A 15,087-nucleotide genomic window follows, 5' to 3' on the forward strand; every position below is an offset into this window, starting at 1 on the left:
TGACGAATGGGCGACATTCTTGCCGCACGATTGCTGATCGCCTCGCTCCTGGGCGTGGCGGCGATCGGCTGCGGCGAGACCGAGGCTGCGAGCGCCGACAATTTCAACGGCGACGCGCGCAGGGGCGCCGACCTCGTCAAGAACTATCATTGCGGCGGCTGTCACGACATTCCCGGCATTGCCGGCGCGGACGGCAATGTCGGCCCGCCGCTGCATCGCGTCGGCACGCGCACCTATATCGCCGGCTACATCCAGAACTCGCCCGACAACATGGCCGCCTGGATCGAAGATCCGCAGAAGGCGTTACCAGGTAACGCCATGCCCAGAATGGGCATCCCGCAGAAGGACGCACGCGATATCGCGGCGTTTCTCTATACGCTGAAATAGCCGAGCAGCCCCGATGATCTCCATCAAAACCTTATTCCGCGAAACGCCTTGGCTTGCCATAACCATTGTTGTTCTCACCATCATGGGCCTGTATCTGCTCCTTGGCGGCGTCTGGCTCACAACCCTGGGCGGCTCCCCTTACTATGTAATTGCCGGGATCGTTCTCCTGTTCACTTGCTGGCTGCTTGCGAACCGCAGCGCCGCAGCACTCTGGGTTTATGCCGCACTGCTGCTCGGTACGATGGGCTGGGCGGTGTGGGAGGTCGGGCTGGATTTCTGGTCGCTGGCCCCCCGCGGTGATGTTCTGGCACCGATCGGCGTGTGGCTGCTGCTGCCGTTCGTATCGTCACGCCTGATGCCGCGCCTGCGGGCGGCGCGATCGGCGCTCGGACTCGTGTTGATCATCGCGATTGTCGTGCTCGGCGTTTCCCTTACCAGGGATCGTCGTGCGATTGCCGGAACGCTGCCCGAGCACAACGCATCGGGCGCTACTTCGTCCGCATCGTCCGAGCCCGCAGCGGGTAAGGATTGGACAGCCTATGGCAGCACCGGCTTTGGCACGCGCTATTCCTCGCTGGACCAGATCACCAAGGACAATGTGAAGGACCTCAAGCTGGCCTGGGAATTCAGGACCGGCGACCACAAGGGACCCGACGATCCCGACGAGATCACCAACCAGGCCACGCCGCTGAAGGTCGGCGACCTCCTCTACACCTGCTCGCAGCATCAGATCGTGTTCGCGCTGGAAGCGGCGACCGGCAAGCTGAGGTGGAAGTTCGACCCGCAAGTCCGGCACAACAAGGCCTTTCAGCACATGACCTGCCGCGGTGTCGCCTACCACGCGACCAAGTCAGGCGCACAGACCGCGGATGGGACGGCCGCTCCGAGCGAGTGCCCCCAACGAATCTTCCTGCCGACGGACGATGGTCGCATGTTCGCGCTGGACGCGCAGAGCGGCAAACCTTGCGAAAACTTTGGCAACCACGGCCAGATTGATCTCAAGGAAGGCAGCGAAGTCACCACGCTCGGCTTCTACGAAGGCACCTCGCCACCGGTGGCGACCGACAAGGTCCTGATCGTGGGCGGCGCGGTCATCGACAATTATTCCGACCGTGTGCCGTCGGGAGTGATCCGCGGCTTCGATATCTATTCGGGACGGCTGATCTGGGCGTTCGATGCCGGCAATTCCGATCCGAACGAGATGCCGTCGGCCTCGCATCATTTCACGGCCGGTTCGCCGAATTCGTGGAGCATCTCCGCGGTTGACGAGAATCTGGGGCTTGTTTACGTCCCGCTCGGCTCGAGTTCTCCCGATATCTGGGCCGGCAATCGCTCGGCGGACAAGGAGCGCTACGATTCGGCGATGGTCGCGCTCGACATCGCGACTGGCAAGCTGCGCTGGTCGTTCCAGAACGTCCATCATGACCTTTGGGACATGGACATGCCGTCACAACCGAGTCTGGTGGATATTCACTCCGGAAATGAGATAACTCCCGCGATTTACATTCCAGCCAAGACCGGCGACATCTTCGTGCTCGACCGCCGCGACGGGCATCAGCTGGTGCCCGTGGTGGAAAAGCCGGTGCCGCAGGGCCCCGCGCCGGGCGACCGGCTCTCGCCGACACAGCCATTTTCGCAGTTGAGCTTCCGCCCGCGCGGCATGCTGACCGGCGCGCAGATGTGGGGCAGCACGATGTTCGACCAGCTCGCCTGCCGCATCAAATTCAAGCGCCTGCGCTACGAAGGACCGTTCACGCCGCCGTCGGAGCAAGGCACGCTGGTCTTCCCGGGCGACTTCGGCATGTTCGAGTGGGGCGGTATCGCCGTCGATCCGCGGCGACAGATCGCGATCGCCAACCCGCAATCCATCCCCTTCATTTCCCGCCTCGTGCCTCGCGGAAAGGACAATCCGGCCGCGCCGAATGCAGCGCATCCGCCCGGCACCGAACTGGGCGTGCAGCCGATGTATGGAGCCCCTTACGGCGTCGACCTCGGCATCTTCCTTTCGCCGCTGCGTATCCCCTGCCTCGCGCCGCCCTGGGGCGACGTCGCAGCCATCGATCTCAAGACGAACAAGGTTGTCTGGCAACATCGGATCGGCACGATCCGTGACCAGGCCCCTGTTCCGCTGCCGTTCAAGCTCGGCGTTCCCATGCTGGGCGGTCCGATGGTGACGGCAGGCGGCGTCTTCTTCATCTCGGGAACGATGGACGACTACATCAGGGCGTTCGATGTCAATGACGGAAAGAAACTCTGGGAGGACCGGCTTCCTGCCGGTGGCCAGTCAACGCCCATGACGTATGAGAGCGGCGGCAAGCAATATGTCGTAACGGTCGACGGCGGCCACGGCTCGTTCGGCACCAAACTCGGCGATTACGTGCGGGCCTACACGCTGCCATGAGGCCGGCTGCGAGGCGCGCTACATCTTCCCGTCGTCGAACCGATCCGCTCGCACGCGTCGATATCGGGCCTGCGTCTGCGGCTTGATGAATATGGCCGCCACCTCGGGATGGTGTTTCCGGATATCGCATTCGATCGCAACGACCAGCTGCTCGATTTCGTTCGCGCGCTCCTCATCCGAAAACTCGATACTGAGGGCCGCAACCACCTCGGTCGGAGACAGCTGCACGGTCAGCACACCGTTGGCGCGAAGCACGCCAGGGAACCGCCGCGCCAAAGCAAGAATAGACCGTGCGAGCTCGGGATCAGCCGGCTCGCCAATGAGGAGGCTCTTGCTCTCGCGCGCGAGCGCAATGGAGGTGATCCCGAGCAGAACTCCGATCAGAATGGACCCGATACCGTCCCAGACAGGCTGCTTCAGCAAGACAGCAGCCGCCGTTGCGGCCGCCGCGATGACGATCCCAGTGAGTGCTGCGCTGTCTTCAAGCAGCACCACGAAGGCAGGCGGGTCCTTGCTGCGAACGAACGCCTGATAATATCCGTATCGTCGACCGTCCGCTTCCAGACGCCGCAAAGCGATCAACCAGGAGGCTCCTTCGAACAGGAAGGATAATCCCAGCACAACGTAGCTGACGACAGGATCTTCAATCGGCTGCGGCCGCAGTACATGAATGACGCCCTGAAAGAATGAAACGCCGGCACCGAGCGCGAAGATCAGCAGGGCAACGATGAAGCTCCAAAAGTACAATTCGCGGCCATGACCGAGCGGATGCGCCTCGTTCGGGGGCCGGGTTGCCCGGTGATAGCCATACAGCAGCAGCGCCTCGTTGGAGGTATCCACGACCGAATGGACGGCCTCGCTCGTCATCGACGAGCTCCCCGTCCATAGCGCTGCGCCGATCTTGGTGACGGCAACCAGGATGTTTCCGACCAGTGCCGCGTAGACGGCTATCCTCGTGGAAGACCAGGCCTTGTTCCCGGTCGCCCTAATGGCCGGCCGCCATCTGGTGCGACATCGTCATTCTCCACGTCTTCGGTAGCCGGGAGCGCTCAACCAGTCGGTCAAGTCCGAGGTCACCTCGTTCTGCTTGGCGCGCCGCAGTAGCATCTCGCGCTCCTTGCCGGGAGGCATGCGGTAGGCGCGGTCGCGGGCGTTTTCGGCAAATGACATCAAGCGTTGCTGAAGCGGTTGCGTCTGTTTCCTGCGGTTACGTTTGGCGGTCATTTTCAGTTCGGGGTTGGTGGTTCGTAGGGAAAATGGCCCCGGCGGGAGGATGGCACCGGGGCCAATCTCGTGTCGGTTGGGGCGGCCCAAGCCGGCATCGTTTGTAGATTGCGACCGAAATCAGGTTCCGGCACTTCAATAGGTTAATAAATCCGATTTTGCGGCCCGAACTGATGCGACGTGTTGCGTCGCGGGCTTCAGAGATCGGCGTCAGCAATAGCAACCATCGCGCGGTCCCGAACTTAGATGTATCGTAGTACGAAACAAGCCACAGCGGATTGCAGCGCATACCGCATTCATGAAGTCTCGAGAGCGAAATCATTCAAGGCAATGCAAGGTCAAACGAGACGATGACTGCGATGTTGCCTGACGAGAGCCTGTGGTGGCGATCAGCATCCATTTACGAAATCGCGCCGATCTCGTTTCAGGATTCCGACGGTGACGGCAAGGGCGATCTCGGTGGCCTCATGTCGCGCATTGATTACCTGAAATGGCTCGGCGTCGATGCCGTCTGGCTCACGCCGATCTACAAGAGCCCTTTCCGCGATTTCGGCTATGACATCTCCGATTATTGCTCGGTGGATCCAGCCTTCGGCAGCATCGACAAGTTCGACGAGCTCCTCGCCGCCCTGCATCAGGCCGGCATCCGGCTCATTCTCGATCTCGTCCCAAACCACACCGCCGACGACCATGAGTGGTTCGTCGAGAGCCGCAGTTCGCGCAACAGCGCAAAGGCCGACTGGTACATCTGGGCCGACGCTGCCGAGAACGGCGGGCCGCCCAACAATTGGCTAAGCCGCTTCGGCGGCAGCGCATGGGAATGGTGCGAGGCGCGGCGGCAATACTACTACCATTCATTTCTGGTCGAGCAACCCGACCTGAACTGGCGCAATCCGGACGTGCGCGCGGCCGTGGCGGACGTCATGCGCTTTTGGCTCGATCGGGGCGTCGACGGTTTTCGCGTCGATGCCAGCGCGGTCTTGATCAAGGACGCGCACCTGCGCGACAACCCACCCAATCCGGAGGCCGAGGGCAAGCCGCCACCGCAGCGCCAGACCCCGGTGTTTACCGACGATCGGCCCGAGACGATGCAGTGCATCGAGTTCATCCGCGGCGTGATCGACGAATATCCCGGGCGGCTGCTGTGCGGTGAAGTTCAGGGCAAAACCGACCGCATCGGTCACTTCTACGGCACGGAGCGACCGCGGCTGCACCTGCCCCTCAACTTCGTGTTGCTGGATACACCTTGGAATGCATTCTCGCTACAGGCGGCGATCGATGCGTATTTCAATGCCCTGCCCGAGGGCGCTTGGCCGGTGTGGGTCATCGGCGGCCACGACAAGCAGCGGATCGCGAGCAAGATCGGCGAAGCCCAGATGCGTCTCCTGGCGATGCTTCTGATGACTTTGAAGGGAACGCCATTCCTCTACATGGGCGACGAGATCGGCCGCAAGCGCGTCTCGATCCCGCCCGATCTCGTCCATGATCCCTTCGAAAAGCTCGTGCCGGGCTACGGCCTCTGCCGCGATCCCGAGCGAGCGCCGATGCGATGGGATGGCAGCGTCAATGGCGGGTTCACGAAGGGCCGCCCATGGCTGCCGCTCGATCCGGAGGGCTCAGCCAATGTCAGCGCGCAGCAGAGCGACCAGCGATCGATCCTGGCACTGTTTCGCGCGTTGATGAGCCTAAGGCACGAACATGCATGCCTTCGTCAAGGCCACTACGAGCCGCTGCGATCCCAGAACAGCGTGCTTGCGTTCAAGCGCGAACAAAACGGCGAGGAGATGTTGATCGCTCTCAACATCGCTGCCGAGCCACGCAAGTGGCATTGGCAGGGTCGCGGTCATCTGCTGCTATCGACCCATCTTGACCGAACGTCGAAGCCAGCGCCGGATGCCTCCATCCTTCTTCGCGGCAATGAAGGGGTGATCATCGCACTCGAGCCCCGATGACCGGACGTGTGTGCCCCGTGCCGGAGGCACGAAACGGCGTCCCGGCATTCCCTTCAGGAACCGCGGCAGCGGCAACTTCGGAGATCGACGATGGTGCCCACACGTCGTCCGTGGATTATCAAAGGTTATTGCCCGCCTTTTTTCACCCGGTCAGAGTGACGCTGGGCAGCGCACGATCGGACGACAAATGCAGACTGGATTTGCTTTCTCCAAGCTCGCCGACCATTTGGCGAATCTCGCTGAACTGACGGCGGACGACCTCGATCTGCTGACCAAGATGCCGAGCACGATTGCGCATTTCGGTTCGCATCAGGCGATCCTGCGTCACGGCGACGCCAGCAATCAATGCTGCCTGCTGCTCCAAGGCTACCTGTCGTGGCAGGATGCCTATGGATCGGAAGGGCAGATCACCTCGATCTCCGTTCCCGGCGACATCGCTGACCTCCGGACGCTTTACAGGCCCTGTATCGACGGCAACCTCATTGCGCTCGGCCCGGCCGTTGTCGCTTTCGTTCCGCATCGCTGTCTTCGCGAGCTGTCGATACGCTCGCCTGCAATTTCCCGCGCCTTGCTGCTGATGCTGATCGGCGACCATGCCATACAGCGCAACTGGACGATAAACCTCGGCAGTCGTGACGCCTTGACGCGGGCGGCGCACCTGCTCTGCGAGATCACGGCCCGCCTGCAAAACGTCGGGCTCGCGCGGGACTTCAGGTTGTCCTCGCCGTTTACCCAATCCGACCTCGCCGCCGCCTGCAGCATCTCCCCGGTCCACGCCAACCGCACCATCCAGGAATTGCGTCGCTGCAACCTGTTGCACTGGCACGGCAAGACCTTGACGATCCCGGACTGGCCCGGACTGGTCCGGCTGGCCCGCTTCGATCCCGCCTATCTCGGTCTCCGGCGACGCGACCAAACCCCGCAGCAAGCACAATCGGGAGCGGCTAGAGCCGACGTTGTACCGGCCTGATCACGTCATTGGGCGCTCTGCCGAGACTTCACGCGCCGCCGCAGTGCATTGCTCGCCTCCGCGATGACGGCACCCCAGTCTCCGGCCGTCCTCTGATGAAACAGCCGCAGGCTCGGATACCAGAGCGAGCGGCATACGGATGAAGGCCATCGCCAGTCGCAATCTGCGTGCAGCAGCACCCAGGCCTCGCGTCCGAGCGCACCCGCAAGATGCGCAACCATGGTGTCGACGCAAATGACGAGATCGAGCTGAGTGAGCAGATGACCAAGCGTCGCGATCTCGGACGTACTGATGTCACGTGCGCCGATGTGCGTGAGATCTTCAGTCCCAGCGTCCTTCTGCAACGCGTGAAGCGCCACGCCGGGGACAGCGAGACGTCGCAACAATGCAGCGGGAATGGCCCGCCGCTTGTCCCATTGACCGACCTCCCAAACCAGGCCGACGGCCAGACCTTCGCGACCGATTGAAACAGACATGGTCCTCGGCGGCAGGCTCAAATATGGCGCCCGCATCTCGATCTGCTCGCGTCCGACTTTGAGCGCATGCGGAACCTCCATGATCTCGATATCGACGTCAAACTCGACGTTTGGTGTCCCGTCATGGATTACAAGCGCGCGATCCACCCCGGCCGTGCGCTCCACCAGCCGCAACAATTCGGCCTGGCACCAGACCGTGACGCTGCGCGCCACACTCCGAAGAAGCGGCATGAAGCGCAGGAACTGGATCGTGTCGCCAAGCCCGTGATAGCAGCGCACGAGGACATGCTTGCCGGCAATCGCCTCTCCACGCCAGATTCGCTGAAGATGACGCGGACCAGCATGCTTCGGCGGATGCGGCGACACCGCGAGATCGCGGTCGCTGATGGCCCAGGCGCGCGCAAAGTCGCCCGCCCGCATCGCCTCCAGCCACCCGTTCGCCACCTCGGGCTCCAACTAGCGCCGGACGAACTTGTGGAAACGGCTCAACTTGCCGTCCTTGGTCCGGTCCTGGTGCAGGAAGGCAATGCCTGCCTCGTCGAACTTCTCGAAGAACTCATTCCAGCCGATGCGGTCGAGCCCTTCATCCGGTGGATCGAAGTCGATCCTCAGGATTCCGGCATGTCCATCCTCCTCTGTCGCTTTGACCGTCGCCGGCTTTCCGCCGCGCTCGTCCACCCACTTGCGGATCGCGGCGTGATCCGTGGTCTGCCGTGCATCGCTGGTTTCGGTTTTCGACATCGTGCGGTACCTCGCTTGTTACACGCCCTGCAATGCTGCGGTCATCGCAGAGGATCATTCGCGGTGAAACGCTGGCCGGGTTGATTTGTTCTTCGCGGCACGAACTGTCGCACCAGGGTAGCTGCATCATCTTCTTCATCTTCATCAAGGATGATCTTGTTCCCTCCATGCGACCGCAGATTCTATCCCAGGTTAAGGCAGCCGCATTTTTTTTGCCCGGAATCGATCCGCGCCCGGGCGCGGCGGCTTCAGCACAGGAACGAACATACCTTCCGGCACGTTCGCCGACCTACTTACGCTGACGCCGTGCGTCTTCCCGGAGGTTTAGTCCATGCATTCCCGTCTTCAGGACAGGCGCCGCGTGCGCGTCGGCATCGTCGGCGTCGGCAATTGCGCAAGCTCCTTCGTTCAGGGGCTCACATATTACCGGAACGCCAAATCGAACGAGCCCGTGCCCGGCCTGATGAATGTCGATCTCGGCGGATATCACATCAGCGATATCCAGATCGCATCAGCCTTCGACGTCAATGCCGCCAAGGTCGGGCGCGATGTCGCCGACGCCATCTTTGCCAGGCCAAACAATACGCATCGCTTCAGCGATGTCGAGCAGACCGGCGTGATCGTCCAACGCGGCCCGATCATGGACGGCATCGGACATTACCTCAAAGATGACATTCCCGTCGCCGACCTCCCGGAGGCCGACGTTTCGGAGGTTTTGGCGATGTCGCGAACCGACGTGCTGGTGTCCTACCTACCCGTCGGCTCACAACGCGCTAGCGAGTGGTACGCCGCCCGCGCCATCGAAGCCGGCTGCGGCTACGTCAATTGTATTCCCGTTTTCATCGCATCCAATCCGGACTGGCGAAAACGGTTCGAAGATGCAGGCCTTCCGATCGTTGGCGACGATATCAAGAGCCAGGTCGGCGCCACCATCCTGCACCGCGTGCTCGCCAATCTGTTCCGCGATCGCGGCGTGCGGCTCGACCGGACCTATCAGCTCAATGTCGGCGGCAACACCGATTTCAAGAACATGCTCGAACGCGAGCGGCTGTCGTCGAAGAAAATCTCGAAGACCCAGGCAGTCACCAGCCAATTCGACGTCCCGATCGACCCCGACAACATCCATGTCGGACCGAGCGACCACGTGCCTTGGCTGACCGACCGCAAGCTCGCCTTCATCCGGCTGGAGGGCACGACCTTCGGCGGCGTTCCCTTGAGCGCGGAGGTCAAGCTCGAGGTGTGGGACTCCCCGAATTCGGCAGGCGTCGTCATCGACGCGGTGCGTTGCGCAAAACTCGCCATGGACCGCGGCCAGGGCGGCGCCCTGACCGGTCCATCGAGCTATTTCATGAAATCGCCGCCGCAGCAGTTCACCGACGAGGAGGCCGGACGGCGAACCCGCGCCTTCATCGACGACAAGGCGTACACCTGATGACCGGGATCATCCACCTTGTCCGCCACGGGCACCACGGCCTGCTCGGCCGCACACTATGCGGGCGGATGAACGACGTTGCGCTCGATGACATCGGCTGCGCTGAGATGGCACGCTGTGCAGTCACGATCAGCCCTCGGCCGGCCCTGATCCAGTCGAGCCCGCGGCGACGCTGCATGCAATCGGCCTGCATTCTGGCCGCACATTTCCGATCGCCGATCGAGATCGTCCCCGCGCTCGACGAACTCGACTATGGCGAATGGTCCGGCCGATCTTTCGAGGAACTCAGTCAAGATCCGCGATGGTTTCGCTGGAACAGCCGGCGCGCCAGCACGCGCCCACCGGGCGGTGAAACCATGCGGTCGCTCCAGTCTCGGATGGTCAGTCATCTGGAACAGCTTCGCAAGGATCATTCCGCGGGCACCGTCGTCGCCGTCAGTCATGCCGAACCGATCCGTGCGGCTGTGCTGCATTACGCACGCCGGGGTCTCAATGACTTTCTCTCGATCGAGATCGATCCATCCAGCATCAGTACATTGAGGGCGGACGGACGTGGGTTCAGGATCACCGGGATCAATCAGCGGGTGCCGGCGTGAAGATCGTCATTTTCGGTCTGACCATTTCCTCCTCCTGGGGCAACGGGCACGCAACGCTCTGGCGTGGCCTGTGCAAGCATCTGACGCGTCTTGGCCACACCGTCGTCTTCTATGAGCGCGATGTACCCTATTACGCCGGCGCCCGGGACTTCATTGAGCTGCCGGACGGACAGCTGCAGCTGTTTTCGAGCTGGGAGGAGACCCGACTCCTTGCCCGAAGCGACGTGAGGGATGCCGATGTCGCGATCGTGACGTCATACTGCCCTGACGCGATCGCGGCGACCGATCTGATCATGTCCGAAGGACGAGCCGTTCCCGTCTTCTATGATCTGGATACGCCGATCACTCTGGCGCGGATGAAGGCGGGAGAATCTGTTCCCTATATCGGCCACCGCGGCTTGCAGGATTTCGCGCTCGTCCTCAGCTTCACCGGCGGCCCCTGCCTCGCCCATGAATTCCGCAATAGGCTCGGTGCCCGCGACATCCGCCCCCTGTACGGCCACGTCGACAGCGATATTCATCGCCCCGTGCCGCCCCAGCCGCATTATCGCGCGGATCTGTCCTATCTCGGCACCTATTCCGAGGACCGCCAGCACGGACTCGAAGCGCTGTTCGTCAAACCGGCACGGGCGCGGCAGGATCTGCGCTTCCTGATCGGCGGCGCGCAATACCCTGACGACTTTCCGTGGTCGCCCAACATCTACTTCGTGCGGCACCTGCCGCCGCCGGAGCATGCGCCGTTCTTTGCATCGTCGCGATTGACTCTCAACGTCACGCGCAAAGCCATGGCGGCGATGGGCTGGTGCCCTTCCGGCCGTCTGTTTGAGGCGGCCGCCTGCGGCGTTCCGCTCATGAGCGACGATTGGCCGGGCATACAGGACTTCTTCACCCCCGGCAGAGAGATCCTGATCGCCCGCGACACCCAAGACGCATTGACAGCATTGGCGATGTCCAGCGCCGACCTCCAGTCCATCGCCAGATGCGCCTATGAGCGGACAATGGATCAGCACACATCCGACAAACGTGCGCGCGAGTTGGTGTCCCTGCTTGAGCAGGCGGCTTCCAGCGGCGCACATCGCCAGCAAGCCGAGGAGGCCTGAGCATGTGGGGCATCGTACCGGCCGCGGGACGCGGCAGCCGGATCCAGCCGCTGGCCTTCTCCAAGGAGCTTCTGCCCGTCGGCAGCCGGCGCGACGACGGTACCGAGCGCCCCTGTGCTGTCTCCGAATACCTGCTGGAGCGCCTCATTCTCGGCGGCGCGGACAAGATCTGCATTGTGATCTCGCCGGGAAAATCCGACATCCTGGAGTATTTCGGCGATCATTATGGCAGCGCCCAACTCGCCTACGTCGTCCAGCCCGACGCGTCGGGCCTGTGCGATGCCGTCTTCAGGGCCGGCACCGTTGTCGGCCACGACGAGGACGTCGTCGTCGGTCTGCCCGACACCGTATGGTTTCCCAAGGCCGCGTTGCAGGCCCTGCCCGATGCCAACCTGTCATTCCTGCTGTTTCCCGTCGAGCGCCCGGAATTCTTCGACGCCGTGATACTCGAAGGCGACAGCGTTCAGGAGATCCAGGTCAAGCAGCCGAACCCGGCATCGCGCTGGATCTGGGGGGCCTTCAGGATGTCGGCCTACGGTTTCCGCGAACTGCACACGCTATGGAACGAGCGAGACCGTCGAGACGAATATTTCGGCACTCTGGTCAATGCCTATCTCGAAGCGGGAGGCCTCGGCGTCGGGGTCAAGGCCGGCGAGTCCTATGTCGATGTCGGGACCATCGACGGCTATCGCACAGCGATGGCTCTTCTTGCCGAGAGTACCGGCGCCGACGGCCGGTCGAGATTGCAGCCCGGCACCTCGTCCGATGGAGCTCGACCGGTCCTTGCAATGGACAATGGAGCGACCGCATGACCGAAGCGCTGCTCACGCGTGAGGAGATCCGCAGGCGCATCGACGCGCTCGGACCGTGGTTTCATAACCTCGACCTCAATGGTGTGCCGACTGCCCCCACCCACTTCCTTGGCGACTATCCCAATGTGAAATGGCGACGCTTCGCGGGAATCATTCCGAATCGCCTCGAAGGCAAGACCGTGCTCGATATCGGCTGTAACGCCGGCTTCTACGCCATGGAGATGAAGCGGCGCGGGGCCGAGCGCGTGCTTGGCCTCGACACCAACGAGGAGTACCTGGCACAGGCCCGCTTCGCCGCCGAAGTGAACGGTCTCAGGATCGAATTTCGCAAGATGTCGGCCTATGATGTTGGACAACTCCGCGAAAAGTTCGATCTCGTGATCTTCATGGGCGTGCTCTATCACCTGCGCCACCCACTTCTGGCGCTGGATCTCATCCACGAGCATGTCGCCGACGACCTCCTGCTGTTCCAGTCGATGCAGCGCGGCGACAGTCGCGTCGACGCGATCGCCAGGAATTACGATTTCTGGACCACCGACCAGTTCGATTCCACCGGGTATCCCAGGCTGCACTTCATCGAGCACAAATACGCCGATGACCCCACCAATTGGTGGGTGCCGAACCGGGCCTGCGTCGAGGCCATGTTGCGCAGCGCCGGCTTTGCAATCACCGCCCATCCCGAAGACGAAGTTTACCTCTGCAAGCGAGCGGAGCGCCCGCAAGTCGACGGTCCTGTCCATCCATCCCGGAGCACAAGCCGATGATCGAAGCGGCCAAGATCTGGAACGAACCGAACAACAAGTCGCATTGGGACCTCCTGATCGATCCGGACTGGGCCATGTTCGCAAATCTGGCGATTGCCGCGGGAAAGGCGATCCGCAGCACACACCCAGCATTGCCGATCGTCCTCGGCGGCATCTCGCCGATCGATCCGTCCTTTATGCGCAACATGCAGACCCGCGGCGTCCTCGGCCATTTCGATGCGGTCGCCGTGCACGGCTTTCCGCTCGACTGGAACCTGTGGCAGATCGGCGAATGGCCGGACAAGATCGAGGAAATCAAGGCAGTCACGACCCTCCCCGTCTGGGTGACCGAGGTCGGCGTCTCCTCGTTCGGCGCAGAGGAGGTGCAGGCCTGGGGCCTGTCGCGCACCGCCGAACTTCTGATCGGCCGCGCGCCCCGCGTCCACTGGTACAGCCTCTATGATCTTCCCTCCGCCTGGGAGGCAACGACGCGGCACAAGGAAGCTGAAGGCTCGTCCTATTACCGGCATTTCCACATGGGCCTGTTGCGCGAGGACGGCAAACCAAAGGCAGCCGCTGAACGGTTCGGCGCGTATGCGCCTGCCATGGGTCTGTGCCAGTGGTTTCATTTTGAGGATCATCGCCTCGACGACGCCGTACGCTGGATGCGCCGACTCGGTGTGACCCATCTCAGGACGGGCCTGTCATGGGCCGACAGCTTCCGTCCCAATGCCCTCGACTGGTTCGACCGCCAAATGGAGGCTTTGGCGGAGTTTCAGGTCACTGTGACCTTCTGCTTCACGCCGGAGCATCGGGGCCTCGAGCCGCATCACACCAGCCCGCCGCTGGATGCCAATGAATTCGCCGATTTCTGCGCCTCGATGGTCGATCGCTACTGCACGAGAACCGGTCTTGCGCCCGACGCAGCAACTGCGGATCCTCTCAACAGAGAGCCAACATGCGTGCCCTGATCCTGGTGATGGACTCCGTCGGTATCGGCGGCGCACCGGATGCCGCCGGCTACGGCGACGAAGGCGCCGATACGGTGGGTCACATCGCGGACGCCTGCGCGGCCGGACGCGCCGACGGCGCCGCACGGGAGGGTCCTCTCCGGCTTCCCAATCTCGTCGCGTTGGGCCTCGGCCAGGCCTGCCGCTTCGCCAGCGGACGCGTGCCGCCCGGATTGGGTGGCCAAGTCGAGCAAGGGCAATTCGGATGCGCCAGCGAAATATCAAAGGGCAAGGATACGCCTTCGGGACATTGGGAAATTGCCGGGGTACCTGTCCCGTTCGACTGGGGTTATTTCCCCCGAACGACCCCGTGCTTCCCCGCAGATCTGACAAGGGCTCTCTGCGAACAAGCCGGATTGCCGGGCATCCTCGGAGACTGTCACGCCTCCGGCACCGAGATCATCGCCAGATTCGGCGAACACCACATGCGAACGGGAATGCCGATCTGCTACACGTCTGCCGACAGTGTGTTTCAGATCGCCGCGCATGAGCATACGTTCGGGCTCGAGCGGCTCTACGATGTCTGCGCGATCGCAAGACGTCTTATCGATCCCCTCAATATCGGCCGCGTCATCGCGCGGCCATTCGTCGGTACGAGGGCGCGCGATTTCACGCGGACCGCGCATCGGCGCGATTTTTCCGTGCCGCCGCCCGGAACTACAATTCTTGATCTCGCCGCAAGTGCCGGCCGCGACATCGTGACCATCGGCAAGATCGACGACATCTTCGCCCATCGCGCGACCGGGCGTAACATGCGCGGCAATGGCAACATGGCGCTGTTCGATCGTACGCTCGAAGGGCTCGCGAGCCTTACGGATGGCGGGTTTCTGTTCGCCAATTTCATCGACTTCGACACGCTCCACGGCCATCGCCGCGACGTGGCCGGCTATGCCGCGGCACTTGAAGCGTTCGACGGACGCCTTCCCGAATTACTGCTCCGCCTGCGAAGCGATGATCTGCTGATCATCAGCGCCGATCATGGCTGCGACCCGACCTGGAGCGGTACCGATCACACCCGCGAGCAGGTTCCGATCCTGACCTGGACGACGCAATCATCTTCTCCTATCGGACGTCGCGCCGGCTTTGCCGACATCGGCGCGACCGCAGCAAAGCACTTGGGGCTGCCCGAACCGTTGCACGGCGCGCCTTTCTAACCCGCGCGAGCGGCCGATTCACCTGGGTTATTGATCCAAGTTAGAGAAATATTCGTTTGTACATTTTCGAGGAACGAACATTCCTTGCA

15 protein-coding genes are annotated in these 15,087 nt (G+C 62.4%); 11 read left to right on the top strand and 4 right to left on the bottom strand.

Translation table 11 applies throughout. The features are described 5' to 3' along the window. Window positions 1–6: 6 nt before the first annotated feature. A complete protein-coding gene (locus tag BM222_RS01675; RefSeq protein ID WP_092226530.1) occupies window positions 7–387 on the top strand; it encodes a c-type cytochrome in 381 nt (126 codons plus the stop codon). An 82-nt stretch (window positions 388–469) separates the two neighbouring features. Next, window positions 470–2,788, top strand: coding sequence for a glucose/quinate/shikimate family membrane-bound PQQ-dependent dehydrogenase (locus tag BM222_RS01680; RefSeq protein WP_502690861.1), 2,319 nt, complete (start codon window positions 470–472; stop codon window positions 2,786–2,788). Between the two features lie 18 nt (window positions 2,789–2,806). Here BM222_RS01680 and BM222_RS01685 read toward each other — a convergent pair whose 3' ends face one another. Together BM222_RS01685 and BM222_RS01690 are read right to left on the bottom strand one after the other, a co-directional pair. Next, window positions 2,807–3,778, bottom strand: coding sequence for a cation diffusion facilitator family transporter (locus BM222_RS01685; protein ID WP_092226532.1), 972 nt, complete (start codon window positions 3,776–3,778; stop codon window positions 2,807–2,809). A 27-nt stretch (window positions 3,779–3,805) separates the two neighbouring features. Then, on the bottom strand, window positions 3,806–4,012 hold the full coding sequence (locus BM222_RS01690; protein WP_092226533.1) for a hypothetical protein: 207 nt from the start codon (window positions 4,010–4,012) through the stop codon (window positions 3,806–3,808). Window positions 4,013–4,362: 350 nt separating this feature from the next. Here BM222_RS01690 and BM222_RS01695 point away from each other — a divergent pair, with 350 nt between their 5' ends. Together BM222_RS01695 and BM222_RS01700 are read left to right on the top strand one after the other, a co-directional pair. After that, the gene (locus tag BM222_RS01695; RefSeq protein ID WP_092226534.1) at window positions 4,363–5,964 is read left to right on the top strand and encodes an alpha-amylase family glycosyl hydrolase; all 1,602 of its coding nucleotides are present in this window, start codon (window positions 4,363–4,365) and stop codon (window positions 5,962–5,964) included. A gap of 187 nt (window positions 5,965–6,151) precedes the next feature. After that, a complete protein-coding gene (locus BM222_RS01700) occupies window positions 6,152–6,934 on the top strand; it encodes a Crp/Fnr family transcriptional regulator (RefSeq protein ID WP_092226535.1) in 783 nt (260 codons plus the stop codon). A gap of 5 nt (window positions 6,935–6,939) precedes the next feature. On the opposite strand, the gene BM222_RS01705 is transcribed toward BM222_RS01700, so the two are convergent. Continuing rightward, window positions 6,940–7,854, bottom strand: coding sequence for a hypothetical protein (locus BM222_RS01705; protein WP_244546984.1), 915 nt, complete (start codon window positions 7,852–7,854; stop codon window positions 6,940–6,942). Between the two features lie 12 nt (window positions 7,855–7,866). Continuing rightward, entirely contained in the window at window positions 7,867–8,151 is a 285-nt protein-coding gene (locus tag BM222_RS01710; RefSeq protein ID WP_092226536.1) for a hypothetical protein, read from the bottom strand. A 331-nt stretch (window positions 8,152–8,482) separates the two neighbouring features. Between BM222_RS01710 and BM222_RS01715 the strand changes: the two genes are divergently transcribed. From BM222_RS01715 to BM222_RS01745, 7 genes are read left to right on the top strand one after another with little or no spacing between them, the layout of a single operon-like run. Next, entirely contained in the window at window positions 8,483–9,583 is a 1,101-nt protein-coding gene (locus tag BM222_RS01715; RefSeq protein WP_092226537.1) for an inositol-3-phosphate synthase, read from the top strand. Further along, entirely contained in the window at window positions 9,583–10,179 is a 597-nt protein-coding gene (locus BM222_RS01720; RefSeq protein WP_092226538.1) for a histidine phosphatase family protein, read from the top strand. Before BM222_RS01715 ends, BM222_RS01720 begins: the two co-directional genes overlap by 1 nt. Next, on the top strand, window positions 10,176–11,279 hold the full coding sequence (locus tag BM222_RS01725) for a CgeB family protein (protein ID WP_092226539.1): 1,104 nt from the start codon (window positions 10,176–10,178) through the stop codon (window positions 11,277–11,279). The genes BM222_RS01720 and BM222_RS01725 overlap by 4 nt, the downstream gene beginning before the upstream one ends. Window positions 11,280–11,281: 2 nt before the next feature. Continuing rightward, a complete protein-coding gene (locus BM222_RS01730) occupies window positions 11,282–12,091 on the top strand; it encodes a sugar phosphate nucleotidyltransferase (protein ID WP_092226540.1) in 810 nt (269 codons plus the stop codon). After that, window positions 12,088–12,855 carry a TIGR04290 family methyltransferase gene (locus BM222_RS01735; protein ID WP_092226541.1) on the top strand — a complete coding sequence of 256 codons (768 nt, stop codon included), beginning with the start codon at window positions 12,088–12,090 and terminating at the stop codon, window positions 12,853–12,855. Before BM222_RS01730 ends, BM222_RS01735 begins: the two co-directional genes overlap by 4 nt. Next, window positions 12,852–13,805 carry a glycoside hydrolase 5 family protein gene (locus BM222_RS01740; protein WP_092226542.1) on the top strand — a complete coding sequence of 318 codons (954 nt, stop codon included), beginning with the start codon at window positions 12,852–12,854 and terminating at the stop codon, window positions 13,803–13,805. The genes BM222_RS01735 and BM222_RS01740 overlap by 4 nt, the downstream gene beginning before the upstream one ends. Next, a complete protein-coding gene (locus BM222_RS01745) occupies window positions 13,793–14,998 on the top strand; it encodes a phosphopentomutase (RefSeq protein WP_092226543.1) in 1,206 nt (401 codons plus the stop codon). Before BM222_RS01740 ends, BM222_RS01745 begins: the two co-directional genes overlap by 13 nt. Window positions 14,999–15,087 lie beyond the last annotated feature (89 nt).

The sequence above is a fragment of the Bradyrhizobium sp. Gha genome (genome assembly GCF_900113735.1).
GTDB lineage: Bacteria > Pseudomonadota > Alphaproteobacteria > Rhizobiales > Xanthobacteraceae > Bradyrhizobium.